This is a genomic window from Kitasatospora sp. NPDC048239 (genome assembly GCF_043202015.1).
In the GTDB taxonomy this organism is placed as follows: domain Bacteria; phylum Actinomycetota; class Actinomycetes; order Streptomycetales; family Streptomycetaceae; genus Kitasatospora.
On record NZ_JBICZP010000007.1, the window covers coordinates 327,081 to 351,879 of the forward strand.

Here is a 24,799-nt window from a genome sequence, read left to right on the forward strand (position 1 = left end):
GGGGGCGGGGATGACGCGCAGCCGGGCCATGGACCCGAACGTCTGCGGGGTGACGGCCGCGATCTCCGTGATCGACGGCAAGTGGAAGACGTCCCTGCTCTGGCTGCTGGAGGGCGGCCCGCACCGGCCCGCCGAACTCCGCCGACGGCTGCCGGGCCTGAGCGAGAAGGTCCTCACCCAGGCGCTGCGCGAGATGGAGTCCGACGGCCTGGTGCACCGCGAGGTGCACGACGTCCTCCCGCTGAAGACCGTCTACTCCCTGACCGGCTTCGGCCGCCGCCTCTCCGAGGCCCTGGGCCCCGTCTCCGACTGGGGCCACGAACGCCTCGAACGCCTGACCGCCGAACCGGCCGAGCCGGCAGCCTCCTGACCTGCCGTCATCTCCCCCCGCCTGCCGGGATCCAGCCTGCCCGCCACGCACCGCCCTGCCCAGTACCCACAAATAAGTGGGTACGGGGCAGGCCGCCCGCTACAGGGGGGTGAGGATGTCCTCGTGCGTCCCGTCGAGGACGAAGCCGTTGTCCAGCCGGACCCGCACCGTCACCCGGTTCCCCCGCTCCCGGTGCGCGGCCCACTGCGGCTCCAGCGCGGAGATCTCCGCCTCCAGCCGCTTGAGGCTCTCCGCGGGCATGGTGTGCCCGTACTCCTCGAACAGCGCCTTGAGCCGCTGGTACTCGAGGACCTCCCGGCTCTCCGGGAGCTCCCCGTCCACCCGCTCGACCGTGCCCTCGGTCCCGGCCGGCAGGGACAGGAACCCGACGACGGCCCCGGGCTCCCCGGCGACCGCCTCGCCGATCCCGAGGTCCTCCGCCAGCCCGACACGCTGGCCTTCCTTCAAGGGCATCCGTCCTCCGCCTCTCATCCGCTCGGTGCCGAAGTCGCAGCCGACTGCGGCGCGGGCCATTATCCGCCGGACGCGTCATGGGGCCGGGACGCCGGGACCGGTGCCGCGGCGGGTGCGTGAAAGTCCCGCCGCAGGTGTGGCCGGGGCCAGCCGATCGGGTGGTTTACCGGTGTGGGGGTCGAACGCGGTGTGAAGGATCCGGCCGCGGGGTTTCCGCTGGTGCGGGCGCCGGTATGGAGGCTGGGACTCGCTGCCACGACACCCGGGAGAGACCTGCCGATGAGTACCTCGGAGCGCTACGTGCGCGCGTGGGAGGGTTTCTGGGCGGAGAACACGGGCGAGCCGGGCGAGCCGTTCTGGGACGCGGATCCGACGCTGACGGCGGCCCCGCACACCGCACTGCTCGCAGGCCACGCCGACCGCACGCTGCCGATCGTCGACCTCGGCTGCGGCAACGGCACCCAGACCCGTTACCTGGCCGGGCACTTCCCGCGCGCGGTGGGCGTCGACCTGTCCGCCTCGGCCGTGGCACACGCCCGGCGGTCGGACCGCGACGCGGTGGCCGAGTTCGAGCAGCTCGACCTCACCGACCTGGCGGGGGTGCGGCGGCTCGGCGACCGGCTCGGCGAGGCCAACGTCTACCTGCGGGCGGTGCTCCACCAGAGCGACCCGGCCGACCGGGCGCCGGTCGCGGCCGCCGTCGCCCTGCTGCTGGGCCGGCGCGGCCGGGGCTTCGTGGTCGAGCCGACCGCCGCCGCCAAGACGGTGCTCCAACAGGTCGCCGAACGGCCCGGCGGCCCGCCGGAGAAGCTCCGCCTGGTCCGCAAGCACCAGCTGCGCCCGGCCGAGGTCGCCCCGGGCGAACTGCCCGAGCTGCTGCACGGCGCCGGGTTGGAGATCCTCGACCAGGGCGGGACCGACCTCGCGATGAGCGAGCGCCACCCGGACGGCACCCGGGTCGCGCTGCCGGCCCACTGGTTCGTGGTCGCCGCCACCCCGGACGGCCCGGCGGGGTAGCGGGCGCCGACCCGGCGGCCCCCGGTGGGCGCAGGCGGCCCGTCCTCGGCTAACCTCCCCCTTCGTGGACGATCACCCCGAGCCCTCGACCCTGCGCGTCTTCGTGGCACTGGCCCCGCCCGACGACGCCAAGGACGAGCTGGCCCGGGCCCTGCAGCCCGCCTACGCCAGCTACCCGCAGCTGCGGTGGAACCGGATCGAGGACTGGCACATCACCCTGGCCTTCCTCGGCGAACTGCCGTCCACGGCGGTGCCGCCGCTGCGGGCGGCGCTGGCCGCCCAGGCCGCGTCGCACCCCGCCCTGGACCTGGGCCTGCGGGGCGGCGGCCACTTCGACCAGCGACTGCTGTGGAGCGGCATCGACGGGGACCTCGAGGGGCTGCACCTGCTCGCCGCCGACGTCCGGGCCCTGGTCAGATCCTGCGGCATCGAGTTCAGGGACCGCCCGCTGCACCCCCATCTGACCCTGGCGCGCTCCCGCCGCGACGACCCCGCCAGCGTGCCGCAGGCCGCGGCCGGGCTCGCCGGGTTCGTGGGCAGGCCGTGGCGGACCGAGTACCTCCACCTGGTCGGCAGCAACATCGGCCGCGGCCCCGGGCCGATCCGCTACCGCGACATCGAGGCGTGGCGACTGGGCGCCGCCGTCCGGGCCGGGGGCGACGGCGCCCTCACCGAGCCGTAGCCGACGGGCGGGAGAGGGTCGGCCCGCCGGCAGACGGGCGCCGGCCGGTTCACCGATGGCCGGCCCGCCGGCGGCCCGATCCGGGGTGGATCACAATCCGGATCGGGCCGCGCCCGGTCTTCCTGCGCCGGAACCAACGGAGTTGAACGACCGTCAGTTCCGGCAGGGGGATGCCGTCGATGGCCGGGGCCGTCAGCAATGATGGTGGAGCCGCTGAGCGCACTGGCCGCGGCGGGGGGCGCCGGTATCGTCCAGGCCGCCGGTACGGACGTGTGGACCGCCAGCCGGGAGCAGGCCGCCCGCTTGCCGGGCCGGAGCCGTGCGCGCCGCCGCAGGGGTCGGACCGCCGCCGGTGAAGGTGCCGACCGGGCGGTCGGGTCGCGTCAGGCGGGTACGCGCCAGGTCTGGTTGGCGGTGCCGAGGCAGTCCCAGAGCTGCACCTGCGTCCCGTTGGCGCTGGAGACTCCCGTGACGTCCAGGCAGCGGCCGGACTGCGGGTTGAGGAGCGAGCCGTCGGCCCGGACCCGCCACTGCTGGGAGCCGGTGCCGTTGCAGGCCCAGGTCTGCACGCGGGTGCCGTTGGCGGTGTTTCCGCCCTGGGCCTCCAGGCAGGCGCCGACGGCGCGGATGGTGCCGTCGGCGCCGACCTTCCACGTCTGGTTGACGTTGCCGAGGCAGTCCCAGATCTGGGTAGGGGTCCCGTTGGCGATGCTGCCGCCGCGCACGTCCAGGCACTTGTTCGCGAAGCCGGTGATCTGACCGACCGGGCCGGCCGGGGCCGCGGGACCGAACGAGATGCTGCCGTAGTACGGCGTCCCCGGGTAGCACGCCATGGTGGTGACAGTGGTGTTGCCGGCGACCGTGAGGCTGGACGTGTACGAGTAGGAGGGCATTCCGGTGCTGTAGTCGTAGCTCACACAGGTGCCCCCGACGGACCAGGTCTGCATCGGGTCGATGCCCGAGCAGGTGCCGGAGAAGCCCCAGCCGTTGGTGCCGACAGTACAGTTCCCCACGCCTCCCGGGCCTGCGACGGCCGGTGCGGACTGCGCGCTCTGGGCGCTCTGGGCGCCCTGGGCGGCGGACCCGGTGGCGCTGGTGCCGGTGGCGCTTGCGGCGGGTGCGGTGAGTGCGGCGGCCCCGGAGAGCAGGGCGGTGGCGAGCAGCGCGGAGGTGCGGCGCACGGGATGGTCCTTTCGGAGAGGGTGACCTAACCGGCCCGCCTGTGAAGCACTTGTGGTGATTGTGTGGCACTCGTGCGGGCCGTGCGAAAGCCTCTGGCGCGTCATGTCCACGGTCAAGGGGCTGGGCGGAGATCACGCCAACGGTCCGTCCACGTACGGAGGGGGGTGCGGCGCGGCACGGGAAGGTCCGGGCAGGCCGGGCGCGCGGCCGATCCGGCCGAATCGCGTACGTGCGGCTCCCGGAACCGATCACCCGATTCGGCTGTCTTCTCCACGGAAACCTACGCAGGATCAGCACGTGCTCCGCTCTCCACCACCACAGAGGAGATCCATGGCCGACACCGTCAACTCACTGACCCAGCACCTGTACGAGGTGTTGGTGGACCTCATCAGCCGTGGCGCCGACGCGGTGGGCACCAGGGGCCTGGAGAGCATCGTCGCGCGCGCCTCGACGCTCGGGCCCGACGGCGCGTGGCTCGTCGCGGCGGGCCACTCCAGCCTGGCCGGGCTGGCGTGTGCACGGGGGCAGGTGGAGCAGGCCGTGTTCCGGTTCGAGGCGGCGGTGGCGGCCGGGTACAACGACTGCGTGGCGGTGCACCTCGAACCGATCCGCTCGCTGCTGCACGGCGACCCCCGCTTCTGGGCGCTGTACGAACGGATGCGCATAACCCAGGCCGATCTCGACGAACTCTTCTGGCTGCACCGGGAGATGTACGCCATGATCCAGGAGGCCCAGCAGTCGACCGTCGACAACATCGGCCGCCGTGACACCGGGGTGGCGCTGCTGCCGCAGGCACCCCTGCCCACCCGCGAGCCGAACAGCCCCGGTGTCCTGTGCACCCGCGTCGAACTCGCCGCCGTCCAGACCGCGCTGCGGGCGGCCGCCATAAAGGCGGACTTCCAGCGCAGCGCCGAGAACGTCAGCCTCAGCCTGATCGACGACACGTGGAACTACGCCGGTGCCAGGCAGGACGCCTGGTACGCCGACGGCCTGGACGCCCACCGCCAGCAGGCCGCCTGGGCCCGCGAGTTCGTCGAGCGCCCCGGCGCCGGCACCACGCTCGGCCCCTGCCCGCCGCTCGGCTCGATCGCCTACCCGGCCTGAGCCGGGCGTGCCCTGCCGGTCGCCGCCGCCGGCGACCGGCAGGGTGGACGAGCCGGCGGCTCCTCCAGGATCTGGGGCCTGTGTGCTGTTGTGATCAATCTTCGGGTTCTGCCCCTGTTCCGGGGCGGAACCCGGTAGGAATGTCGGCTGTGACGCGCAGGCAACTCACCGACGGGCAGTGGAGTTTGATCGATCCCTACCTGCCGATCGGCAGGTCCGGGCCCTACCCCGGCCCGGCGCGGTCGCCGCGGACAAGAGCTACCTGGCGGGCCTTCACCTCCGCGCCTCGATGATCTGGATAGAGGGCCTCGTGCGACCGCTCAACTGATCACAACATCACACAGGCCCTAGACCAGGGCGTCCCGCACTGCCAAAACCACGCCCCCCGAACGCCCTGAATCGCCAGTGGCGAGACGGGATCGGCAGCCAACGCGATCTCCCCCCCCCGGAGGCGGAATCGGGCCGTGCACGTGGCGCATCCGCATGGACGCGCCGAAGCCAACCTCTCATGGAGTGACTGTTCGATTACAGAAGCCCCTGGAATGTGTACCCGGGGCGGGCCTCGCCGGCTGCTTCAGGGGGATCGGTACAGCTCGTCCAGGTGATGGGTGAGGATCGCCAGGGCGGCGTCGCCGGTGCGTTGGCCGCCCAGCACGCTCGAGCCGAGGCCGTTGACCATGGCCAGCAGTCCGGCGGCGGTCATCTCGGGGTCCTTGTCGGAGTCGATCTGCCCGGCCTCTTGGGCCGCGCGGAGCTGTTTGGCGAGGAAGCCCTCCAGCAGCTCCGGCTGGCGCGCGCCGTGCTTCTCCAGCACCTCGGGGTCGCTGAGCACCAGCGTGTAGTAGGCGGAGTAGGTCCTGGTGATCCGGCGGCTCTCCGGATCGGTCGGCAGGATGCACGAGAGGACCGCGGTCACGATGCCGCGCGGCGTGGGCGGGGATCCCGCCGCGCGGATCCACTGCTCCATGCGGGCCTGGAGCTGGGCGCCGAGCCTGGCCAGTGCGTCGAGCAGCAGCCCTTCCTTGGTCGTGAAGTAGTACTGCACCAGCCGCAGGGAGACGCCGGCCTCGGCGGCGACCGCCCGCATGCTGGCCGCCTGCAGGCCCTGGGTGTCGGCGATACGCAGGAGCGCCTCGGCGATCTGTCGTCGACGTTCCTCGTGATCCGCCTGTGCGGCCATGGTGCGACCTCCCTCTCGTGGTACACCCGTATCATGCTGTGATACATATGTATCATGCGAATCAGCCAGTTCAAGAACGACCGGGCCCAGGACCGATTCCGCACCGCCTACGAGCGGACGCTTGCGCAACTGTGGCCCGGCCGGCGGACGGTGCTCGACCTCCCGACCGCGTTCGGGACCACCCGCGTCTACCGGACCGGCCCGCCGAGCGGCGAGCCGATCGTCCTGCTGCCCGGCTCGGGCGGAAACGCGCTGATGTGGTACCGGTACATCGACAGGCTGTCCCGGCACCGCCCGGTCATCGCCGTCGACACGGTCGGCGAGCCCGGCGCGAGCGTGCAGAGCGCCCCCATCGGCGACGGCCGGGACGGCGCCGCCTGGCTGGACGAACTCCTCGCCGCACTGGAGGTGCCGGCCGCCCACCTCGTCGGCTGCTCCTACGGCGGCTGGCTCGCGCTGAACCACCAGATCCACCACCCCGGCCGCACCGCCTCCCTGACCCTGCTGGACCCCGCGGGCTTCGCCGGCTTCGGACCCCGGTTCTACGCCTGGCTCATCGCCGGCGGACTCGCCGCAGCCGCACCCCGCCCGCTCCGCCCCCGCCTGGCCCGCCTGGTCGGCAACAGCACCATCCTGGAGAGCGAACTGATGGGCCTGATGCGCGCGTCGATGGGATTTCGCCGCGCACTCCCGGTACCCCCGGTCTTCTCCGACGAGGAACTGCGCGCCCTGAGCGCCCCCTCGCTCTTCCTGCTCGGCGCACGCAGCACCCTGCACGACCCGCGCGAGGTCGCCGACCGCCTGGGCAGGCTCGTGCCCTCGGCCCGGGTGGAGATCGTGCCCGACGCCGGCCACGCACTGCCGACCGACCAGCCGGACCTGGTGGCCGACCGCATCCTCCACGCCGTCGGCCGATAGACCCGTTGCGGAGGGGCCTGCGAAGGCCGGTGGGTCGGCGAGAAGAACCCGTCCACCGGGGGAGGCCGGAATTGACGAAGCGTCAGGTCCCACAAGGGCCTCGCGCAGGGGGCACCCGATTTCGCCACCCGCCCCCACCGCCCAATCCGTTCGACAGCCGTCCCCACAGGTGACAGGCTCCCGCCTCATGGAGCTACTCGACGTCCTGACGGAACTCGCCCGATCGGGACGGCTGGGTCCGGTCGCGACCGGCGCGTCCTGGGGCACGGTGACCGAAGCACTCGGCGAGCCCTTTGAAGTGCTGGTCGAAAAGCGCCGGTCCTGGCCGCGCCTGTTCGCCTACGGCGACCTCGAACTCAGTGTCTGCCGCTGCCGGAAGACCATCCTGATCTGTCTCCAGACTTGGCGCGACGTTGTGGAGCTCCCTGCCGGCCTGGTCGGCAGGGAGGCGTTTCCCGGCCGACCCGAGTACGCCGAGGTGACCGGGGCTCTCGACCGGGCCGGCTGCGCCTGGCAGCCGTACGAACCCCTGACCTTCGGTACCCAGTGCTCGGTCCAGGCTGCGTCCGGCGTCGTCTTCACCTTCGAGATCCCGGAAGGGGAGGAACCCCTCCTCAACATCGTCAGCCCCCCGCCCCACCACCATGACTGCCCCGCGGCCGCGGGGACCGGTTCGACGCCGACAGCGTGAGACCGGCGCGCGGCCGGTGCGGCTGCGGAAGGCGCATGGAGGGGATGCCGTGAAGCGGTGGCAGTGGGGTGCGGTCGGCGTGTGGGCGGTGCTGGTGGGCGGGGGTTGCGCCCTGCCGCTCCTGCTGGACGAGGGAGCGGCGGTCCGCCGCCGGCGGGTCCGCCGAGTGCCCGACCGGGTGCCCACCCGTCGCCCGATCCGCGTGATCTTTGCCAGCGCCCCGGCACGACGTGTTTCGGGGTTCTCACCCTGGACCCGTGAGCGCCCGGCCGGACCGGTCCAACTCGGCCGGTGTCACCGGAGACCGACCGGCGGGTGATCCGGGCGGTGCTGCGGCTTGGACGGTCTGGACAGGCGTTGTGGGGCACCGGACGATTGCGCGAGGACCACGTGGATTCGGCGCAGAGCCCGGGGGGATGCGATGGGTGCGGAGAACAGGCGGCCCTGGGAACACCCGGAGGACGAGGGGCTCCACGCGGGCGGCGCCGGCGGCGGTCGGGAGTGGCCCCCAGGCTCAGGCCCAGGCCCAGGCCCGGGATCAGGCCCGGGCCCGCTGGGGGAGGAGGGGATGCCCCAGCTGGTGCGGAGACTGCGTGTGCTGATGACGGTCCTCGGCGCCGCTCAGGCGGTCTCCGGGCTGTTCCTGGTCACCAACAGCCTCTCGGTGGCCATAGCGGTCTGGGGCAATGACGGGGTGTCACAGCAGTGCTGCCGGACGCAGGGCGAGGCGCACGCCGGGCTCGTCACCTTCGCCGGCGTCCTCCTGCTGGCGGTGGCCGCATGGGGGATCCTCACCGCTCTGCAGTTCCCTACCCGGAGGCCCAATGTGAGGGCATCCGCCCGCGCCTACGGCTGGGCGGCACTCGCTCTCGCCCTGCCGCTCCTGCTGGTGCTCCGGTTCTTCGGGCTCCTGCTGCTGGTGGTGGCCGTCGTGGCCCTCGTCTGGCCGAACGAGCAGGAGGTCCGTGCCTGGTTCGGCGGAGAGCGGACCAGGCCCTGAGCCCATCCGGCGCCGCGGCCCTCCTGCTCCGCGGCAGTTCTGCGCGGGCCCGCCGACACCGTGACCGCGCGGACCTCGTGACCAGGGTCCGCCGGGGCGCCTGCCCGGCGAGGGACGGCCCCGGATACGCTCGCGGAGATCATCGCCGGGCCCGGCACCGGGGGCACTCGCCGCCGACGGGAGGAAGCCGTAGACGTTGTTGCCGAGGCGCAGGTCGTACCCGTCCTCGTCGAACCGCGGGCCGCGGGTGCCACCGGTGGTGAACTGCATGGTGGCCAGTATGGGGCGGCGGGCGCGAGGGCGGGACTGCGGGCTCGTCGCTCAGGACCGGCTTCGAGGGCGACCGGTGCTTGCCCGCGGCGCCGGGGCCGGGGGACCCCGTCGACCGCGAGCGACGCAGATGCCGAAGACGCGGCAGCGCCGGCTCCAGCGGATGTGACGCAGAGCCAACTCCGGTGCGCCGGGAGGCCGGCCGCGACCGCCCGAGAGCAACCGAAGTGCGGCCGAAGGCGATCTAGGCCATGACCTGACCTAGATCCCGCCTATCGTATGTCTCGTCGACAGGACAGCGCAGCGCACCACAGCACAGCACCTCACGAAGGCGGAGAAGACCATGACCGAGCCCACCACCGACACCCTGACCCCGGCCCTCACCGGCGAGCGCGCGGACCTGCTGGAGCAGCTCGGCCAGGCGCGGTTCTTCCTGCGCTTCACCGCGAACGAGCTGACCGACGCACAGGCCGCCGAGCGCTCCACCGTGAGCGAGCTCTGCGTGGGCGGCCTGCTCAAGCACGTCGCCGGGGTCGAGAAGACCTGGGTCGCGTTCATCCTCGAAGGCCCGTCCGCGATGCCGGACTTCACCGCCATGACCGAGCAGGACCTGGCCGAGCGCCACGACAGCTTCCGGCTGCTGCCCGGCGAGACCCTGGCCGGGGTGCTCGCCGACTACGTGGAGGTCGCCCGCCGCACGGACGACCTGGTCGCCACCCTGCCCGACCTGGACGTCTCCCACCCGCTGCCGAAGGCGCCCTGGTTCGACGGCGACGTCCGGTGGTCCGCCCGCCGCGTCCTGCTCCACATCATCGCCGAGACCGCCCAGCACGCCGGTCACGCCGACATCATCCGCGAGGCCCTGGACGGGGCCAAGAGCATGGGCTGACCCCCTGTGGGCCCCCGGCGCAGCGCCGCACGGCCCGCCCCTCCGAGGCTCCGGTCCTCGGAGGGGCGGGCCGTCCGGTCCGGGCCCCGACCGGCTCTCGACCCCGGGGCCCTCGACGGTGTTCTCGCTACGCCCGCACGTCCACGGTGAAGCTGCGACCGAGCATCTCCGGTGTCTTGTCGGCCGACGGGTGCGGGTTGTCCCCGTACCTGCTGCGCAGCGTGATCGTCGCCTGGCCAGGATTCCCGGCCCGGAAGACGAAGTAGTAGTGGCCGCCCGAGGCGAGCACGTTGTCGTAGTGGCCGGACACCAGGCCGAGGTTGTCGACGAACTCCTGGCCCGCGCTCTGGACGGTGGCCGCGTCCGGGCCGGGGTCGGCCAGGTGCCAGGTGTCGCCCCAGGTCGGGTAGGCGCCGACCTCGATCGAGAACAACTGCCCGGGTCTGACGGTGAGTTGCCCCGAGACGGCGGTGAACACCCTGCCGTGGTCGAGCTTGCCGCGGGTCAGCAGCTGGACCCCCACCGCCCCCGCCGCGACCACGGCGACCAGTGCGGCGGCCACGGTCAGCAGGATCCGACGCCTCGTCACGACGCCGCCTCCCGGCTGGTCACCCGCAGGGCCAGGACGGCCGCGACCGCGTCCAGCCAGCGGGCGACCAGGAGGTCCCCGGAGGGGTCCTGGGCGACCGTCGCGGCCGCCTCCAGCCACCTCTGCGCCACCGGCGCCGCCGGGCCCGGCAGCGGTTCGGGCAGGGCCGCCGCGTACCGGGTGCCGCCTGCCCTGACGACCTCGCCGAGGAAGACCAGGGCGCGCGGCAGCACGCCCAGCCGGTCGACGGTGATGGCGGCGCCCACCGCGCCGTCCCCGAACAGGGTCGAGCGGTGCGCTCCCTGTGACGGCAGGCCGAACCGCAGCAGGACCTCGATGTCGAGCGCGGCCAGCCGGCTGTCGCTCATGGACTGCGGAGTGCTCAAAGGGTTCCTCACCGGGGGAGTTGGACGTGGTCGGCGATGGGCATCCCGCCGCCGGCGGCGGCGCCCTCCATGTGGTTGTCGACGAAGTCGCTCTCGCTGACCCAGACGGTGTAGCCCCACGGGTTGTAGATCTCCAGCTGGTCGCCGCGGTGGCCGATGATCATCATCTGGTGGCCGTCCGGACGGATCCAGGTGTCCTCCTTGACGCCGACCGGTACCGGCTTGCCCTGGTCCACCGCCGCCTCGACCTGGGCCAGCACGTCGCGGCGCTTCTCGGCGTCGTCGTCCAGGTCCACGGTGCGGTAGGTCGCGCCGGTGTGCTTGGCGATCTCGTCGTTGGCCATGTCCTTGGACTCGTAGTCGTACCTGCCGTCCGCGATGAACTCGTGCCAGGATCCCTCCGAGTCGTAGACCCGGTTCGTCTCCTTGTCCCAACGGTCCTTTGCCGCCTGGCCGTTGTCGAACTTCGGGTCGCCGGGGTGGCCGCCGGTGGTGAGCTGGAAGGCGAACAGCGGGTCGACCATCGCCCGGGCGGTGACCGTCGAGGCGGCCACGCAGGTCGGGTGCTGGCCCTGCTCCCAGACGACGCCCCCGTAGCCGGTGTCGGCCTGGCCGGGGGAGAGCGAGTCGAGCTGTACGGGGGAGATCCGCTGGGCGAGCCAGTTCGGGTCGTCGCCGTGCTCGTGGATCTGCGCGCCGAAGGCCTTCACCTCGTCGTAGCCGTGCCCGGCGGCCAGCGCCTTCATCAGGTAGGCGCGCTCCTCGGGGGACTTCGCGCCGGCCAGCAGCTCGTCGAAGCGGGCCCGGTCGGCGTCGCTCATCTCGTCCATGAACCGGCCGGCCCGGGTCACGTCGTTGGCGCTCAGGATCGCGCCCGCCTTGTCGGAGCCGGCCACCGAGGCGTCGACGAGGACCAGCTTGTCGGCCGCGCCGAGCCCCTTGTTCTTGAACTTGCCGGCCAACGCCTTGCCCGCCAGCGCGTTCAGCTCCCGGGCCGCGGCGCGACCGGCGTCCTCGGCCTTCACCGCCGCGTCGTGCATCGACTTGATGCCGTCCTTGGCCTTGGCGTGGGCGGAGTGCATCTTGTCGTCGTCCCAGTGGACCGGGTCCGGCGCGCCGCCGACGGTGATGTCGTGCAGCAGCCCGAGCGCCTCCCGCAGCGGGGCGTCGCCGCGGCCGTGCAGCGCCTGCGCCTCGCCGAGGGAGCCGGCCAGCGCCTTGAGGTGGTCGTGGCCCTTGGCGAGGGTCTCGCGGCACCGCTGGAGGTCGTCGGCGGAGGCCTTGACGACCTCGGCGGCCTTCTCGCCGACCTGGCCGGTCCAGGCCTCCGGGAGCCGCTCGGAGACGGTCCGGGAGACGTCCAGCTGGACCTGGTCCAGCTGGGTGCCCGCGTTGTGGTAGGCGGCGGCCAGCTCGCCGAGCCTGCCCGGGTCGCCCTTGGGCGCGTCGAGCTGAAGGGCGTCGTGCACCGCGTACTTGAGGTCGCCGGCGCCCCACATGCCGTGCGACTTGTCGATGGTCTGCTTGAGCCGCTCGACCTGCTGCCGGTGGTTGCCCGGGTCGATGCCGAGCGGATGTGCGTCGTGGTCGGGCATCGGTCACCGCACCTGAAGGTGCTGGGAGACGTTGCCGTCCACGCCCGCGTAGTTGGCGGCGGTCGTCCTGACCTTGTCGCCGAGGTCGTGCAGCGCGTCGGTGTTGACGCCCAACTCGTCCTGCCAGGCCGTCCAGAAGGCCTTCGCCGCGTCCGGCGCCCCGTACGGCCCGAAGGTGTCCTCGCCGGACATGCTCAGCCTGCCCAGGGTGTCGCGGATCGTCCCCACATCGTTTCCCGCGGCGGTCAGCTTGTCCGCCGCCGAATCCAGCTTCCCCGGATGGGCGGTGAAGCCCGTCCCCGTACTGCCAGTCAAATTCCTGCCCCCGTTTCACTCACGGCCCGTCAAGGCCGCCGCACAGCATAACCGCAGCGTGCAGGCGGTACGGCCCCGCTACGGCCGCCCTGCCTGCCCTGTCACGACACCCTCGCGAGGCGGGCACAAATCGATCGTGAACGGCCATCCAGGCTTTGCCCGGGTAATTCGTCCAGGACCAGGACGTGCCCCGCCCCGCGCGGTGTGGGCCCTTTATCCGACACCTGGTCCTCGCGGCCGTAGCCGCCGGTCGGTGCCCGATTCCTGACGGTTCACCAGGGTCGCCGTGGTGTCGGCCGGTCCCGGGGCGTCACCTCTGCCCGTGGCGAATCTGCGGCGGGCAGAGAAAGCGCATCAGGGGGCCTTCCCCGGTCAAGAGTGGAGTCGAGGCAACCCCGCCCCGACAAGGAGATCCGATGGCTCCACTCACCACGCCCCCGCCCCGTGCGGCGGAGGGCGACACACCGCCCAGCCGATTCGACGACCACCTCGCGGCGCAGCTGCTCGCCCAGCGGATCGTCCTGCTCGGCACGCAGGTCGACGACGTGTCGGCCAACCGGGTGTGCGCGCAGCTGCTGCTGCTGTCGGCGGAGGACCCGCGCACCGACATCAGCCTGTACATCAACAGCCCCGGCGGCTCGGTCACCGCCGGTCTCGCCATCTACGACACCATGCGGCTCATCCCGAACGACGTCTCGACGCTGGCGATGGGCTTCGCCGCCAGCATGGGCCAGTTCCTGCTCGCCGTTGGCGCGCCCGGCAAGCGGTTCGCGCTGCCGAATGCGCGGATCATGATGCACCAGCCCTCGGCGGGCATCGGCGGCACCACCGCGGACATCGAGATCCAGGCGGAGAACCTCCAGTACACCAAGGAGTCCATCGAGCGGATCACCGCCGAGCACACCGGGCAGAGCGTGGAGACGATCGCGCGGGACGGCGACCGGGACCGCTGGTTCACGGCCGAGCAGGCCAGGGAGTACGGGATCGTGGACCGGGTGGTGGAGTCGGTCGCCGACATCCGCCCGGCCTCGTCGCGCCGACGGATGGGGTTGTGACATGGGCTCGTACACGGTTCCCTACGTCATCGAGCGGACCGCGCAGGGCGAGCGGTCCTACGACGTCTTCAGCCGGCTGCTGAACGAGCGGATCATCTTCCTCGGCACCGAGATCGACGACGGGGTCGCCAACGTGGTCATCGCCCAACTCCTGCACCTGGAGTCGGAGAGCCCGGAGCGCGAGATCTCGATCTACCTCAACTCGCCCGGCGGGTCGTTCACTTCGCTCATGGCGATCTACGACGCGATGACGTTCGTGCAGTCCCCGATCGCCACGTTCTGCGTCGGCCAGGCGGCCTCCACGGCGGCGGTGCTGCTGGCCGGCGGGGATCCCGGGCGGCGGTTCGTGCTGCAGCACGCGCGGGTGCTGCTCGGCCAGCCGGCCAGCGGCGGCCGGCAGGGGACGGTCTCCGACCTCAGCCTCGCGGCGAAGGAGATGGTCCGCATCCGCTCGCAGGTGGAGGAGGTCCTGTCCCGGCACACGCGGCACGACACGGCGACGCTGCGTGCGGACATGGACCGGGACAAGGTGCTCACCGCCGAGGAGGCCGTCGCCTACGGGATCGCCGACGAGGTGCTGAGCCGACGGCTCGCGTTCGACTGAGCCCGCGGGGCGGACCGGGCCGGGAGTTCGACTCGAACCCCGACCCGGTCGCCGGTGCGGTCAGGCGACCAGGCAGAGGCCGTCGTACCGCGCCGTGGGCGCCGAGCGGCCCCGGCCGATCACCCGGCTCGGGGTGTGCCGGGCCAGCTCGCCCTGGGCGAGCGAGAGCAGGTCGCCGAGGCCGAGCCCGAGGGCCCGGGCGGCGGCCGCGAGCACCTCGGAGGAGGCCTCCTTGCGTCCGCGCTCCAGCTCCGACAGGTACGGCATCGAGATCCGGGCCGACTGCGCGACGTCCTGCAGCGTGCGCTCCTGGGCGAGCCGCTCGCGCCGCAGCACGTCGCCGACGACGTCGCGCCACAGGGGTTCCTTCGGCGCGGTCGGCTGCGGGGCGCCTGCCGGTCGCTGGGGGGTGCGGGCCGTTCCACCGGACGCGGGCGGCGAGGCCTGCGGGCGCAAGGGGATGACGCGGGCTTCGTTCGGGGCATGAGTGCTCACCCCTTCAGACTAGGCACCCGGGGCGCCGGGGGAAGGGAGCGTCGTTCTGCCCTGAGTGAAGCCGCGCGGACGAACCGCAGGCCCGCCGGCCGGCCCGACCGGCCGAACCGCGCGTCACCCGCACGATCGCCGTTCGGGCGCGACCGGATGTCGCGAACATGCGGACAGGGGCCCGGCGCGTTCGTATCGTCTCCTTCATGACATCCTTCCGGCCGCAGCTCGGCGGCGACGTCGTCTACTCCTGACCCGTCGGCCGCGCCGGGGCGGCCCGGGCCCAAGGGCTGTCCCGTGGCCGCTGGTTGAGGCGCGCGGCCGAAGGCGGTGGGATGATCTTGCGGTGGCCGGTGATCCGCCAGTCGTCGATCATGGTGGCGAACGCTACCCCTCCGGGGTGTGCGGCGCCCGTTCTCGGCGCGGCCGACCGCCAGGGGCGCTGCGGAGGGGGCGATGTCCGGGGGCCGGCGGCCGCACGCTTGTTTTTGAATGGTCGCTCATGTATTTTTTCGCCATGCCCCGACCCCGAGAGTTCGAGCCCGACGCCGTGGTGGACCAGGTCATGCTGCGCTTCTGGCTGCGGGGCTATCGGGCCACGTCGGTCGAGGACCTCGTCAAGGCGACGGGGGTGAAGCCGGGCAGCCTCTACAGTGTGTTCCCCGGCGGCAAGCACGCGCTGTTCCTGAAGTCGCTGGAGCGGTACGCCGAGCTGGTCGTTCCCCGGAAGCTGGGCGAGCTGGCGGCGCCCGGCGCCTCGCTGGACGCGCTCCGCGGGTACTTCGACGGCCTGGTGCACGACCTGCTCAGCCCGGAGGGCCGGCAGGGGTGCCTGCTGGTGAACACGGCGATCGAGAACGCGGCCGAGGACGACGAGGCCGCCGCCGTCGTCCGCGGGCACCTCGCCCGCCTCGAGCAGTGCATGACCACGGCCCTGCGCAACGCCCGCGACGCGGGTCGGGTGCGCGCCTCGGTGGACCCGTCCGGCAGCGCCAAGGTGCTGGTCGCGACCTGCCAGGGGCTGATGGTCGTGGGGAAGGCGAACCCCGACGCGACGGTGCTGCGCGCCATCGTCGACAACGCCTTCGCCGTGCTCGCCTGACGTTCGACCCGCACCACCTGCACTACCCGTTGGACCTGCTCGACCTGCTCGACCCCGTGGGCCACCGCATGCGGTGGCCCACTTTCCGGACCAATAGTTGAATCACTATTCAAGAATGGATCCGCCCATGCAGGCCATTGTCATCTCCACCTACGGCGCTCCCGAGGTCCTGCACCTCACCGACCTGCCCGATCCCGTGCCCGCGCAGGGGGAGGTGCTGATCCGGGTCAAGGCCTTCGGCCTCAACCACGCGGAGGCGTACATGCGCGCGGGGGCCTGGGGCGAGGTCGCGGCCGTCCCCGGGATCGAGTGCGCCGGCGTGGTCGAGGCCGACCCCTCGGGCCGACTCGCCCCCGGGGCCCGGGTCGTGGCGATCCTCGGCGGCATGGGCCGTACCCGCAACGGCAGTTACGCCGAGCTGGTCACCGTGCCGGCCGCCAACGTGGCCGTGGTGAACTCCTCCCTGGGATGGGCCGAGTTGGCGGCCGTCCCCGAGGTCTATGCGACGGCGTGGTACGGGCTGTTCGGCAACCTGAACCTGCAGGCCGGCGAACGGGTCCTGGTGCGCGGAGCGACCTCCTCCCTTGGCCAGGCCGCCGTCAACCTCGCCGTCGACCACGGCGCGAGGGTCCTCGCGACCACCCGGAACCCCGCGCACGCTCCGCTCCTGAAAGGCCTCGGCGCCGAGGACGTGCTCATCGACGACGGCCGCCTCGCCGCACAGGTCGACAGGCGCGCGACCCCGGTCGACGCGGTGTTCGACCTCATCGGCAACAGCGCCCTGCGCGACTCCCTGGCCACGGTCGGCCCCCGTGGACGGGTCTGCCAACTCGGCTTCCTCGGGGGCTTCGAGCCGGTACGCGGCTTCGACCCGATCGCCGATCTCCCCACCGGCGTTCAACTCAGCTTCTTCGGTAGCGCGTTCGTCCTGGGCGGCCCGGAGTTCCCGCTCGCCGACGTCCCCCTGGACGCGATCTACGCCAAGGTCGAATCAGGGGCCCTCCGGGCAGGGCCGGTCCGGGTGTTCCGCTTCGACGAGATCGTCGAGGCCCACCGGGTCATGGAATCGGGCGAGGCGCTGGGCAAGATGACCGTCACCGTCGGCTGAGGCCCCGCCCGGCTTCGCCGCCGACGGCGGACGACAAGCGGCCGCGACCGGGAGCGGTCGGACACCGCACGAGGGTCTGCGGTTCCGGCTGCTCCGCGCCGCTGCCGGGCGCCGGACCGGCGGCGGGTTCCACCCGCCCCTCCCGGACCGGACCGCCGGGCCGAGGCGGCGTCAGGTGGGCCCACCGACAACGGGATTGACCGGGGGGACCGCCGCACCATATTTTGAACGCGTTCAATCTCGTGGAGGGGGGCATGGGCATGGTTCAGCACGTCTGGCCTGGGGCGGCCGCAGCAGGCGCAGGACCAGCCGGGGGAGCGTTCGCCGCACCCCCGGTGACGGCAGGCGGCGGCACCGGGCGGCGTCGGCCGCAGCCGGGCAGGGGGAGGGGGAGCGGTATCTGCTGCGACACCGTCCACTCCTTCACCGTCGCCCTGCTGGTCCTGCTGCCCGCGGCCTACCTGACGGTGTTCGAGCTGTCCGACGGCTACCCCGGCGGGGACCCGGCGATGTTCCTCCTGTCCGTACTGCCGCTCCTGCTCCTCCCGTTCGCGATCGGCGCCCGTGCCTGGGCCGATCACCGGCGGGCAGCCCTGTGCTGGTTCGGACACGCCGTGGTGTACTACACCGCCTACTTCCTGGCCCCGCTCATCCTGTTCCTCGTCCTGGTCTCGTCGGCCTTCATCGCGGCCTTCGACGACACCTGGACACCGGACTCCCCACTACAGGACGCGCTCGGACTCATCGGCCTGGCAGCCCTGGTGATAGGCGGACCCGTCGTCATCGCGCTGCTCATGGTGGCGCCATGGGCGGTGCGGGGGCTGGACGCCCGTCCCGCCCTCGCCGTCCTCGCCAACCTCATGCCGGCCTTCATGGTCCTGGTCGGCGCCATTCCCGCCGTGATCGTCATCATCGTCCACCTGGTCTTCACCTGCCGGGTGATGCCCACCGCCACCCTGCGCCGCTCCCACCCGGGCGGCGGCAGGCCCAGACTCCACCCCACCAACGGCCCTACCGGTGACCGGCCCTGACGGACCGGACCACCACCGGCCCGCCACTGCCGCCACCGGCTCAAAGCCCGAGCTAGGAGCCCTGCTCCCTACCGCGCCGCGACCCCCCTGCCCGGACACGGCAGGGGCCCCGGCGGACCTGCGCCGACCCGGCCAGGCGCCGGGGCGGATCCGGGAGCCCGACCGTCCCGCTGCGCCCGGCCCGCCATCCGGCGGTCCGTCCGCAACGCCCAACCCCCGGTCCGCAACGGCCGGCGGAAACCTCTTCGGCCGCGTTGTCACATCCGGGGCGGGCGGCGGGTCAGTGAAGTGTCCGAGCAAGACCAACCAAGCGGTCGGAGCCCTTTCGGTCCGCCTTCCCATCACCCGAAACCGGAGTACCACCATGTCCGTCGCCTATGTCGTCCTCGCCGTCGTCAGTGCCGTGTGGGTCGGCTTCTCCGGCGTGTCCCTGGCGCGCCGCGCGGAGTTCGTCACCCAGCCGCTGGTGGAGTACGGCGTGCCCCGCTCGTGGTGGACCCCGCTCGCCCTGGCCAAGCTCGCCGGTGCCGCGGGCCTGCTGGTCGGCCTTGCCGTGCCGGCGATCGGCGTCGCCGCCGCGGTCGGCCTGATCCTCTACTTCCTCGGCGCCGTGATCACCAACGTGCGGGCCCGCTCGTACAAGACCACGCCCTTCCCGCTCCTGTACCTCGCCCCCGTCGCGGTCACCCTCGCCCTCGGCCTCACCGCCTGACCGGGCCGATCCGCGGAGGCCGTCCGACGGCCGGGCCGCACCCGGGAGTTCCTCCTGGCGACTCGTCGCCCGCTGCCCGCGCATCCCCGTCGGAGACCACCCGGCCCGGCGGGGAACCGCCCGGATGCGGACGACGGCACCGCGACCGACGCAGGACCGCCCCGGCACCGGCCCCGGGGCGGCGGATCACCCGCCCGCGATCGGGCCGAGGTAGGTGCCGCCGGAGACGTCGATGGTCTGACCGGTCACCCAGCGGCCCTGCGGGCCCGCCAGGAAGCCCACCACATCCGCGACGTCCCCCGGCTCGCCGATCCGGCCGAGCGCGGTGATCGACTCAAGTCCCGCCATCGCCTCGGGAACGCCGGTCCACCCGGCCGTCATGTCGGTCAGCACCACCCCGGGTTCGACCGTGTTCACGGTGATCCCGCGCCGTCCCAACTCGTTGGCGAGCGACGGGCCGAGGGCGGCCAGCGCCGCCTTGGTGACGGTGTAGCCGATCTGGACGGGGTTCGCGATCCGGGTGGCCGCCGATCCCACGTTGACGATCCGCCCGCCGTCCCGCAGCAGCGGCAGCGCCCGCTGCACCACGAAGAGCGGCGTGCTCACGTTGACCGCCAGAAGCCGCTCGAACTCCTTCTCGGTGAGCTGCCCGATCGAGCCGACCGAGTGGATGCCCGCGTTGTTCACCAGGATGTCCAGGCCGTCCGCGCCGTGGTCCGCCAGCCCGGCGGTGAGCCCCTCGAACAACCGGTCCACCGCACCGCTCTCGCCGAACCCGGCCTGCACCGCGAACGCCCGCCCGCCGGCCTCGGCGATCAGCGCCACCGTCTCCGCGGCGGCCGCGCCGTTGCCCCCGTAGTGGACCGCGACCAGCGCCCCCTCGGCGGCGAGCCGCAGGGCGATCGCCCGCCCGATCCCGCGCGAGCCGCCCGTCACCAGTGCCGTCCTGCCGTCCAGTTCCCCCACGGTCACCTCTCCCCTCCTACGGCCCCGGCCGGATCCGTGGCCCGAGCCCCATGGCCGGATCGTCCCAGACCACCCTCGCCGACCGGTAGACCGCGCCCGGTGGACGCACTGCCCGCCGCCGGGCCCCCGTCCCGCCCCGGGAGGGCCGATGACCGTCGGCGCGGGGGCCGGTCGTGACCGGCCCCGGCCGGGTCACAGGAGGAAGACGGCGACGGTGGTGGTGAGGAGCAGGACGGTGACGACGGGCCAGTAGAGCAGCCGGGCGGCCATGTTGCCGTTCCGGTCGAGGAGGCGCAGGCGCCGGGTGGAGGTGTACTCGACGACGTTGAGGGCGACCAGGGCGATCACCAGGTAGAGGATGAAGTAGAAGTACTCGGCGTAGACGACGCCGGCGGAGCCGGTGGTGGAGCGCAGGGAGCTGTGCTGGACGGCGACGACGAGCATCACGGTGCCGGGGGCCTTGGCCCACATCGTCGCCCAGATGACCTGCCGGTCGAGGGGGGTAGTGGGTGTGGTCGAACTGTTCGCGCAGGGTGGTCCGCAGTTTCCAGCCCACGGTCTGGGTGCCGTCGCCGTTGGGGTGCAGGTAGACCTGCTCGGTGGGGCCGCCGCTCCGCCGACCCCCTCCGCACCGCCGCTGTTGATCACCCGATCCGGATCGGATACCGTCCCGCGAGGCCTTCCCCGCGGGACGGTCCCCACTAGGGAGAGGACGGCCATGCGAGTACGGAACACGGTTGGACGCTGCGGCCCCGGCCGGCCGGGACGCGCGGCCGCGGTGGCCGTGCACGTGGTCGCCGCCGTCGCCCTGGCATCCGGCTGCACGGCTGCGGACCCGGATCCGAGGGCGTACCCGGGCACCCCGAAGGGGCAGACCCTCGAAGGGGTCGCTAAGGCGTTCGGGCTGGACCTGCCGGCCTGCGACCTGAAGGGCGTCGGGTTCTCCGGGAGCTCGAAGTACCCCGCTCAGGACCTCAACCTGAGCTTCCGGGCTCCGAGGGACTGCGTGGGCCGCTTCCTCTCCGCACACTCCGTCGACCTCGCCCGCCCGGTCCACTGGACCCCCGGGCAGGGGACCGGGACCGGGTTCGACTCCGACACGGTGACCCGGGACTTCGGCTGGTCCTTCGACAAGGCCGTGACCTACGACCTCTTCGTCGACTTCACGACCTCCACCGGGAGCCGCTTCAGCGTGGTGGCGGACCAGGACCGGGGACAGGCGGAGCAGACGGTGTACATGGAGTCCCGCCACCTCGGCGGCTCCTGACCCGGCCGCGGCCATGCCCGAGCCCCGGCCCGCCGCTGCCGCCCGCGGGGTACCCGGAGGGCTGTCCTCAGCGCAGCGCGACCTCGCCTGCGCGGACGGCGCCCATCACGCGCGCGACGGTCTCCCGGGTCTCGCCGACCGGAGCCGCGTAGCCGATGGCGCCGCGCGCGGCGTCCTCCCCGAGCGTGCGGGTGATCACCCACGCGGCGAGGTACTGCGACGCCAGGCAGCCGCCCGCGGTGGCGATGTTCCCCTCGGCGTGGAACGGCGCGTCCAGCACGGTGACGCCGCAGGCCTCGACATAGGGCCTGCTCGTCAGGTCCGCGCAGGCCGGCATCCCGTCCAGCAGCCCGAGCCGCGCGAGCACCAGCGCACCGGAGCACTGCGAACCGATCAGCTGCCGCGACGGATCCAGCGGCAGCATCGCGAGCATCCGGTCGTCGGCGACCACGTCGCGCGTCCTCACCCCGCTGCCGATCAGCACGACATCGGCCTCGGCGACGAACCCCATCGGCCGCTGCCCGGTCACCTCGACACCGTTCATCGACGTGACCACGGGCGCGGGCGTCGTGATGAAGGCCTCCAGGCCGTCCTTGCGGCACCGGTTGACCAGCGCCGAGGCGATGAAGCTGTCGAGCTCGTTGAACCCGTCGAAGGTGACCACGGCTACCTGCATCGCAACTCCCCGAGTATGACGTCCGGACAACAATCCTCCCAGGCGCGCCCAGCCCGGGTCACGGGCCCCACCGGGGCCCGCAGGCCGCCCCGCCCCGCGAACCGCGCCGCAGGCACCGGCGTGCATACTTTCCGGACGATCAGTGGGACGTAGGGGTGATGACGCGGTGAAACTGGCTGAGGCGCTCGCGCAGCGCGCGGCTGCGGTGCGGCAGGTGGAGCAGTTGCGGGCGCGCGTCGTCGGCAGCGCCCGCTACCAGGAGGGCGAGGAACCGGCGGAGAACGCGGCGGAGGTCCTGGCCCAGGCCGGAGAGGTGCTGGACGAGCTGGAGCGGCTGATCCGCCAGATCAACCGGACCAACTCCACCGTGCTCATCGAGGGCGGCGGCACCCTCACCGACGCCCTCGCCCGCCGGGACGTCCTGCGGCTGCGCCACTCGGTGACCACCGCGGCCGCCGACGCCGCCTCCGGGCGTGACCAGCGCGGAGCCGTACGCCAGCTGCGGTCCGAGCTCAGGATCCTCTCCGCCCTGCCGGTCGCCGAGCTCCGCGCCCGGGCGGACGCCCTGGCCAAGGAGATCCGCGAGGTGGACACCCTGGTCCAGCGCACCAACTGGGAGATCGACCTGATCGAGGACTGACCCCACAAGCAGGGTGTGGGAAGCAGGTAGTCGTCACGGAGGCGTGCACACACCGAGGGCCGGCGGTCAATCCGGCTCCTGGCGCGTGAAGAGCAACGCAGGGGTTCGATTCCCCACCAACAGTGCAGCTCAGCACCGCGTACAGGTGACAGCGCACACCGCACAGCTCACCACCATGTGCAGATCCGGACGACGAGGGCGGGAGCGGGGCGCCCCACACCCGGTGCGAGGGCCGTGCACAGCACGGCCCTCGCACCCACTCCACCCCGCATCCGCTCAGGAGGCGCCATCAGGGTCAGCCACTGATTGATCTCTGCGCGATGTCGTACCGCCGTCCTCCGTAGTCCAGCAGACCGCGCTCCCGGACCCGCCGGCCGCCGCGGAGAAGGCCGACGCCTGCGCCGCGCCCGGCGCGCTGCCCCGCCTCCCGTCCGGCCGCGGTTCCGGCCAGACAGGGGGCGGTTCGGGCCAGCCGGCCGCAATCGCGATGCCCGGGCCGCCGGGCGGAACGTACTGTCGAGAGGTCTGCTGGCAACAACCCCCGGGGGGCGGGTTCGTGACGGCCGGCCATGGGCGGCTTCGACGGCCGCAGGCGACGTGCGCCTCTCCCCGGACCTTGCGCCCTCCCGGACCTCGCAGCTTCCCGCCCGAACCCGTCACCGCGCCGAACCCGTCACCGCGTCGACCCAGCGCCTGCGAACACCGATCCTCCACCGCGCGTCCTGTGCCCGCATCGTGTGAAACGCCGAGGTAGGGAGTCCTCACCGTGCCATCCTTGCTGCACTACGACATCGTCACCGATCCGACATCGCTTCAGGCGTCGCAGTACGGGGCGCCGTCCGTGGGGGCGGTGTACGTGGTCGTCTCCAACGCCGGCACGGACCCCGTGGGCCTGCACGCCCTCGAAGTGAAGGTGCCCGTCGGCGACGGCCCCGGCGACCTGACCCCCTACCCCGAGCGGGTCGAGAGGGGTTTCGAGATCCACCCCCAATTCCCCGACCCGCCGATGACGTTCGACTGGGACGGGGCAAAGAGCGCGTTCCAGCTGACGCTGCAGCCGCGGATGTCCCTCAACGTGGATCCCGGTGACTCCATAGTCCTGAAACTGGAGAACATCACCGTTTCCGCGGCGGCGGGACTGGCCCTCCTGAAGATCCACGAGAAGGCCCACCCCTTCCTCCAGCCCAAGGCCGACGAATCCCGCGTGGTCACGCTCGGGCTGCTCAAGAACGTTCCGAAGGTCCCGCGCGACTTCCGCCCGGCGCGCACCCGGCTGGACGTGGACGCGGGCGAGCAGGTCAAGCTGGAGTGGAACGGGCCCAGCAACCTCGACTACTGGATCCGCTTTCCGGACGGCACGTCGGAGCACGTCGCCCAGGCGGGGCCGGGGCCCGCGGTGGTCGACCAGCCCTACACCTGGCCCGCCCCCGGTGCCACCCCCGTCCCCGCCCCGAAGCGCGGCACCACGTACACGCTGATCGCCGGGACGAACGTCGGCGGGCAGGCGCAGCACGGGTACTTCCTCACCACCACCGTGCACGCGCTCGTCCCCGAGTTCGAGAGCGGGACGCGCACCCCGTGGATCGAGGGGGCGTCGGACAGGGGCCGGGTCACCTTCACACCGGACGGCGTGACGGTCGACGACCAGAACCAGGCCCCGGGGACGGTCACGGCCGCCACCGCGGACGTGCAGGATGTGAGGACGGGGTCGGTGAAGGGGCGGACCCCGGCCTCGGGGTGGATCGACTTCCCCGACAGCGGCGTCGACGTCTTCCACGGTCCGAACCGGGACCTCGGTGTGGTCACCGCCGACCGGTTGGACGTCCTCGGTGTCAACACCAAGTGGGTCGGCGACCGCAACAGCGCCAGCGGCTGGCTGGAGTTCCCGCGGTCCGGGATCAACGTCCGCAAGGACGGCGGCCAGGAGTGGGGCACCGTCGCGGCGGACAAGGCCGACCTCAACGGCATCAACACCAAGTGGGTGCAGGGGCGCACAGCCGACGACGGCTGGATCGAATTCCCCGCTGCCGGGCTGAACGTGTTCCAAGGCGCCGGAGACCGCCAGTGGGGGACCGTCGCAGCGGACAAGGCGGACCTGAACGACCTGGTCACCCGCCGGGCCCAGGTCGAGGAACGCCTCACCCTGAACGGCGGCCTGACCGTCCACGGGGCGTCGGAGCTCGAGGGGCGGGTGAACGCCAAGGGCGACCTGCACGTCGACGGGGACTCGGTGTTCCTCGGGAAGGTGAATGCCAACGGGTGCCTGTCGGTCCGCAACAAGGGCCAGCAGCTCATGCACGTCAACGACGGCATGGTGGCGATCCAGGGCGACCTGCGGGTCCACGGAGCGCTGCGCGCGGACAGCTGACGGCCACGGCGTGACGCCCGCCCCCGCCGGAGCACGGCTCCGGCGGGGGCGGGCCGTCTGCAGGAGCAGCCACAGCAGGGCGGGGCAGCGCAGGGCGGGGTAGCGCAGGGCCGGCACCGCGC

The 24,799-nt window shown here is 72.6% G+C and carries 28 protein-coding genes; 17 read left to right on the forward strand and 11 right to left on the reverse strand.

Features of this window, described 5'->3' with window-relative positions; translation table 11 throughout:
* The first annotated feature begins 10 nt into the window (after positions 1-10).
* Positions 11-370 carry a winged helix-turn-helix transcriptional regulator gene (locus ACGFZP_RS21755; RefSeq protein ID WP_392935364.1) on the forward strand — a complete coding sequence of 120 codons (360 nt, stop codon included), beginning with the start codon at positions 11-13 and terminating at the stop codon, positions 368-370.
* 99 nt (positions 371-469) lie between these two features.
* On the opposite strand, the gene ACGFZP_RS21760 is transcribed toward ACGFZP_RS21755, so the two are convergent.
* Entirely contained in the window at positions 470-844 is a 375-nt protein-coding gene (locus ACGFZP_RS21760) for a hypothetical protein (protein WP_392935365.1), read from the reverse strand.
* A 279-nt stretch (positions 845-1,123) separates the two neighbouring features.
* Between ACGFZP_RS21760 and ACGFZP_RS21765 the strand changes: the two genes are divergently transcribed.
* Both ACGFZP_RS21765 and thpR read left to right on the forward strand, forming a co-directional pair.
* Positions 1,124-1,861, forward strand: a complete 738-nt coding sequence (locus ACGFZP_RS21765) for a class I SAM-dependent methyltransferase (RefSeq protein ID WP_392935368.1) — start codon at positions 1,124-1,126, stop codon at positions 1,859-1,861.
* A gap of 64 nt (positions 1,862-1,925) precedes the next feature.
* The gene (gene thpR, locus ACGFZP_RS21770) at positions 1,926-2,543 is read left to right on the forward strand and encodes an RNA 2',3'-cyclic phosphodiesterase (RefSeq protein ID WP_392935371.1); all 618 of its coding nucleotides are present in this window, start codon (positions 1,926-1,928) and stop codon (positions 2,541-2,543) included.
* Between the two features lie 383 nt (positions 2,544-2,926).
* Here thpR and ACGFZP_RS21775 read toward each other — a convergent pair whose 3' ends face one another.
* On the reverse strand, positions 2,927-3,724 hold the full coding sequence (locus tag ACGFZP_RS21775; RefSeq protein WP_392935373.1) for a ricin-type beta-trefoil lectin domain protein: 798 nt from the start codon (positions 3,722-3,724) through the stop codon (positions 2,927-2,929).
* A 331-nt stretch (positions 3,725-4,055) separates the two neighbouring features.
* Here ACGFZP_RS21775 and ACGFZP_RS21780 point away from each other — a divergent pair, with 331 nt between their 5' ends.
* Entirely contained in the window at positions 4,056-4,829 is a 774-nt protein-coding gene (locus tag ACGFZP_RS21780) for a hypothetical protein (RefSeq protein WP_392935376.1), read from the forward strand.
* A gap of 574 nt (positions 4,830-5,403) precedes the next feature.
* Here the strand turns inward: ACGFZP_RS21780 and ACGFZP_RS21785 are convergent.
* Positions 5,404-6,009 carry a TetR/AcrR family transcriptional regulator gene (locus ACGFZP_RS21785; protein WP_392935379.1) on the reverse strand — a complete coding sequence of 202 codons (606 nt, stop codon included), beginning with the start codon at positions 6,007-6,009 and terminating at the stop codon, positions 5,404-5,406.
* 54 nt (positions 6,010-6,063) lie between these two features.
* Here ACGFZP_RS21785 and ACGFZP_RS21790 point away from each other — a divergent pair, with 54 nt between their 5' ends.
* The 4 genes from ACGFZP_RS21790 (at position 6,064) to ACGFZP_RS21805 (ending at position 9,777) form a co-directional block, all read left to right on the forward strand.
* Positions 6,064-6,927 carry an alpha/beta fold hydrolase gene (locus ACGFZP_RS21790; protein ID WP_392935381.1) on the forward strand — a complete coding sequence of 288 codons (864 nt, stop codon included), beginning with the start codon at positions 6,064-6,066 and terminating at the stop codon, positions 6,925-6,927.
* Positions 6,928-7,114: 187 nt separating this feature from the next.
* Positions 7,115-7,618 (forward strand): hypothetical protein, encoded by a 504-nt coding sequence (locus tag ACGFZP_RS21795; protein ID WP_392935384.1) that lies wholly within the window; start codon positions 7,115-7,117, stop codon positions 7,616-7,618.
* A 568-nt stretch (positions 7,619-8,186) separates the two neighbouring features.
* The gene (locus ACGFZP_RS21800; RefSeq protein WP_392935386.1) at positions 8,187-8,618 is read left to right on the forward strand and encodes a hypothetical protein; all 432 of its coding nucleotides are present in this window, start codon (positions 8,187-8,189) and stop codon (positions 8,616-8,618) included.
* A 613-nt stretch (positions 8,619-9,231) separates the two neighbouring features.
* Complete coding sequence (locus ACGFZP_RS21805; protein ID WP_392935388.1) at positions 9,232-9,777, forward strand: DinB family protein; 546 nt, start codon at positions 9,232-9,234, stop codon at positions 9,775-9,777.
* A 127-nt stretch (positions 9,778-9,904) separates the two neighbouring features.
* Here the strand turns inward: ACGFZP_RS21805 and ACGFZP_RS21810 are convergent, their stop codons facing one another.
* The 4 genes from ACGFZP_RS21810 to ACGFZP_RS21825 are packed head-to-tail and all read right to left on the reverse strand — an operon-like array spanning position 9,905 to position 12,662.
* Complete coding sequence (locus tag ACGFZP_RS21810; protein ID WP_392935390.1) at positions 9,905-10,366, reverse strand: protease inhibitor I42 family protein; 462 nt, start codon at positions 10,364-10,366, stop codon at positions 9,905-9,907.
* On the reverse strand, positions 10,363-10,734 hold the full coding sequence (locus ACGFZP_RS21815) for a hypothetical protein (RefSeq protein WP_392935392.1): 372 nt from the start codon (positions 10,732-10,734) through the stop codon (positions 10,363-10,365). The genes ACGFZP_RS21810 and ACGFZP_RS21815 overlap by 4 nt, the downstream gene beginning before the upstream one ends.
* 26 nt (positions 10,735-10,760) lie before the next feature.
* Positions 10,761-12,347 carry a peptidoglycan-binding protein gene (locus tag ACGFZP_RS21820; RefSeq protein WP_392935394.1) on the reverse strand — a complete coding sequence of 529 codons (1,587 nt, stop codon included), beginning with the start codon at positions 12,345-12,347 and terminating at the stop codon, positions 10,761-10,763.
* A gap of 3 nt (positions 12,348-12,350) precedes the next feature.
* A complete protein-coding gene (locus tag ACGFZP_RS21825; protein WP_392935397.1) occupies positions 12,351-12,662 on the reverse strand; it encodes a WXG100 family type VII secretion target in 312 nt (103 codons plus the stop codon).
* Positions 12,663-13,078: 416 nt separating this feature from the next.
* Here ACGFZP_RS21825 and ACGFZP_RS21830 point away from each other — a divergent pair, with 416 nt between their 5' ends.
* Positions 13,079-13,717: an ATP-dependent Clp protease proteolytic subunit gene (locus ACGFZP_RS21830; protein ID WP_392935400.1), complete on the forward strand. Its 639-nt coding sequence runs from the start codon at positions 13,079-13,081 to the stop codon at positions 13,715-13,717.
* A gap of 1 nt (position 13,718) precedes the next feature.
* Positions 13,719-14,321, forward strand: a complete 603-nt coding sequence (locus tag ACGFZP_RS21835; RefSeq protein ID WP_392935403.1) for a ClpP family protease — start codon at positions 13,719-13,721, stop codon at positions 14,319-14,321.
* Positions 14,322-14,381: 60 nt separating this feature from the next.
* Here the strand turns inward: ACGFZP_RS21835 and ACGFZP_RS21840 are convergent, their stop codons facing one another.
* Positions 14,382-14,816 (reverse strand): helix-turn-helix domain-containing protein, encoded by a 435-nt coding sequence (locus ACGFZP_RS21840; RefSeq protein ID WP_392935405.1) that lies wholly within the window; start codon positions 14,814-14,816, stop codon positions 14,382-14,384.
* Between the two features lie 508 nt (positions 14,817-15,324).
* On the opposite strand from ACGFZP_RS21840, the gene ACGFZP_RS21845 reads away from it, so the two are divergent.
* From ACGFZP_RS21845 to ACGFZP_RS21860, 4 genes are all read left to right on the forward strand, one after another.
* Entirely contained in the window at positions 15,325-15,909 is a 585-nt protein-coding gene (locus tag ACGFZP_RS21845; RefSeq protein ID WP_392935408.1) for a TetR/AcrR family transcriptional regulator, read from the forward strand.
* 127 nt (positions 15,910-16,036) lie between these two features.
* On the forward strand, positions 16,037-17,017 hold the full coding sequence (locus ACGFZP_RS21850) for a zinc-binding dehydrogenase (protein WP_392935410.1): 981 nt from the start codon (positions 16,037-16,039) through the stop codon (positions 17,015-17,017).
* Positions 17,018-17,271: 254 nt separating this feature from the next.
* A complete protein-coding gene (locus ACGFZP_RS21855) occupies positions 17,272-18,048 on the forward strand; it encodes a hypothetical protein (protein WP_392935413.1) in 777 nt (258 codons plus the stop codon).
* 364 nt (positions 18,049-18,412) lie between these two features.
* On the forward strand, positions 18,413-18,760 hold the full coding sequence (locus ACGFZP_RS21860) for a DoxX family protein (protein ID WP_392935416.1): 348 nt from the start codon (positions 18,413-18,415) through the stop codon (positions 18,758-18,760).
* Positions 18,761-18,946: 186 nt separating this feature from the next.
* Here the strand turns inward: ACGFZP_RS21860 and ACGFZP_RS21865 are convergent, their stop codons facing one another.
* The gene (locus tag ACGFZP_RS21865) at positions 18,947-19,726 is read right to left on the reverse strand and encodes an SDR family NAD(P)-dependent oxidoreductase (RefSeq protein ID WP_392935557.1); all 780 of its coding nucleotides are present in this window, start codon (positions 19,724-19,726) and stop codon (positions 18,947-18,949) included.
* Positions 19,727-19,918: 192 nt separating this feature from the next.
* Entirely contained in the window at positions 19,919-20,197 is a 279-nt protein-coding gene (locus tag ACGFZP_RS21870; RefSeq protein WP_392935419.1) for a hypothetical protein, read from the reverse strand.
* Between the two features lie 247 nt (positions 20,198-20,444).
* Between ACGFZP_RS21870 and ACGFZP_RS21875 the strand changes: the two genes are divergently transcribed.
* Positions 20,445-20,993 carry a hypothetical protein gene (locus tag ACGFZP_RS21875; protein ID WP_392935422.1) on the forward strand — a complete coding sequence of 183 codons (549 nt, stop codon included), beginning with the start codon at positions 20,445-20,447 and terminating at the stop codon, positions 20,991-20,993.
* Between the two features lie 67 nt (positions 20,994-21,060).
* Here ACGFZP_RS21875 and ACGFZP_RS21880 read toward each other — a convergent pair whose 3' ends face one another.
* A complete protein-coding gene (locus ACGFZP_RS21880) occupies positions 21,061-21,669 on the reverse strand; it encodes a DJ-1/PfpI family protein (protein WP_392935425.1) in 609 nt (202 codons plus the stop codon).
* 166 nt (positions 21,670-21,835) lie between these two features.
* On the opposite strand from ACGFZP_RS21880, the gene ACGFZP_RS21885 reads away from it, so the two are divergent.
* Both ACGFZP_RS21885 and ACGFZP_RS21890 read left to right on the forward strand, forming a co-directional pair.
* Positions 21,836-22,309 carry a DIP1984 family protein gene (locus ACGFZP_RS21885; RefSeq protein WP_392935428.1) on the forward strand — a complete coding sequence of 158 codons (474 nt, stop codon included), beginning with the start codon at positions 21,836-21,838 and terminating at the stop codon, positions 22,307-22,309.
* A 766-nt stretch (positions 22,310-23,075) separates the two neighbouring features.
* On the forward strand, positions 23,076-24,677 hold the full coding sequence (locus ACGFZP_RS21890; RefSeq protein ID WP_392935431.1) for a hypothetical protein: 1,602 nt from the start codon (positions 23,076-23,078) through the stop codon (positions 24,675-24,677).
* Positions 24,678-24,799 lie beyond the last annotated feature (122 nt).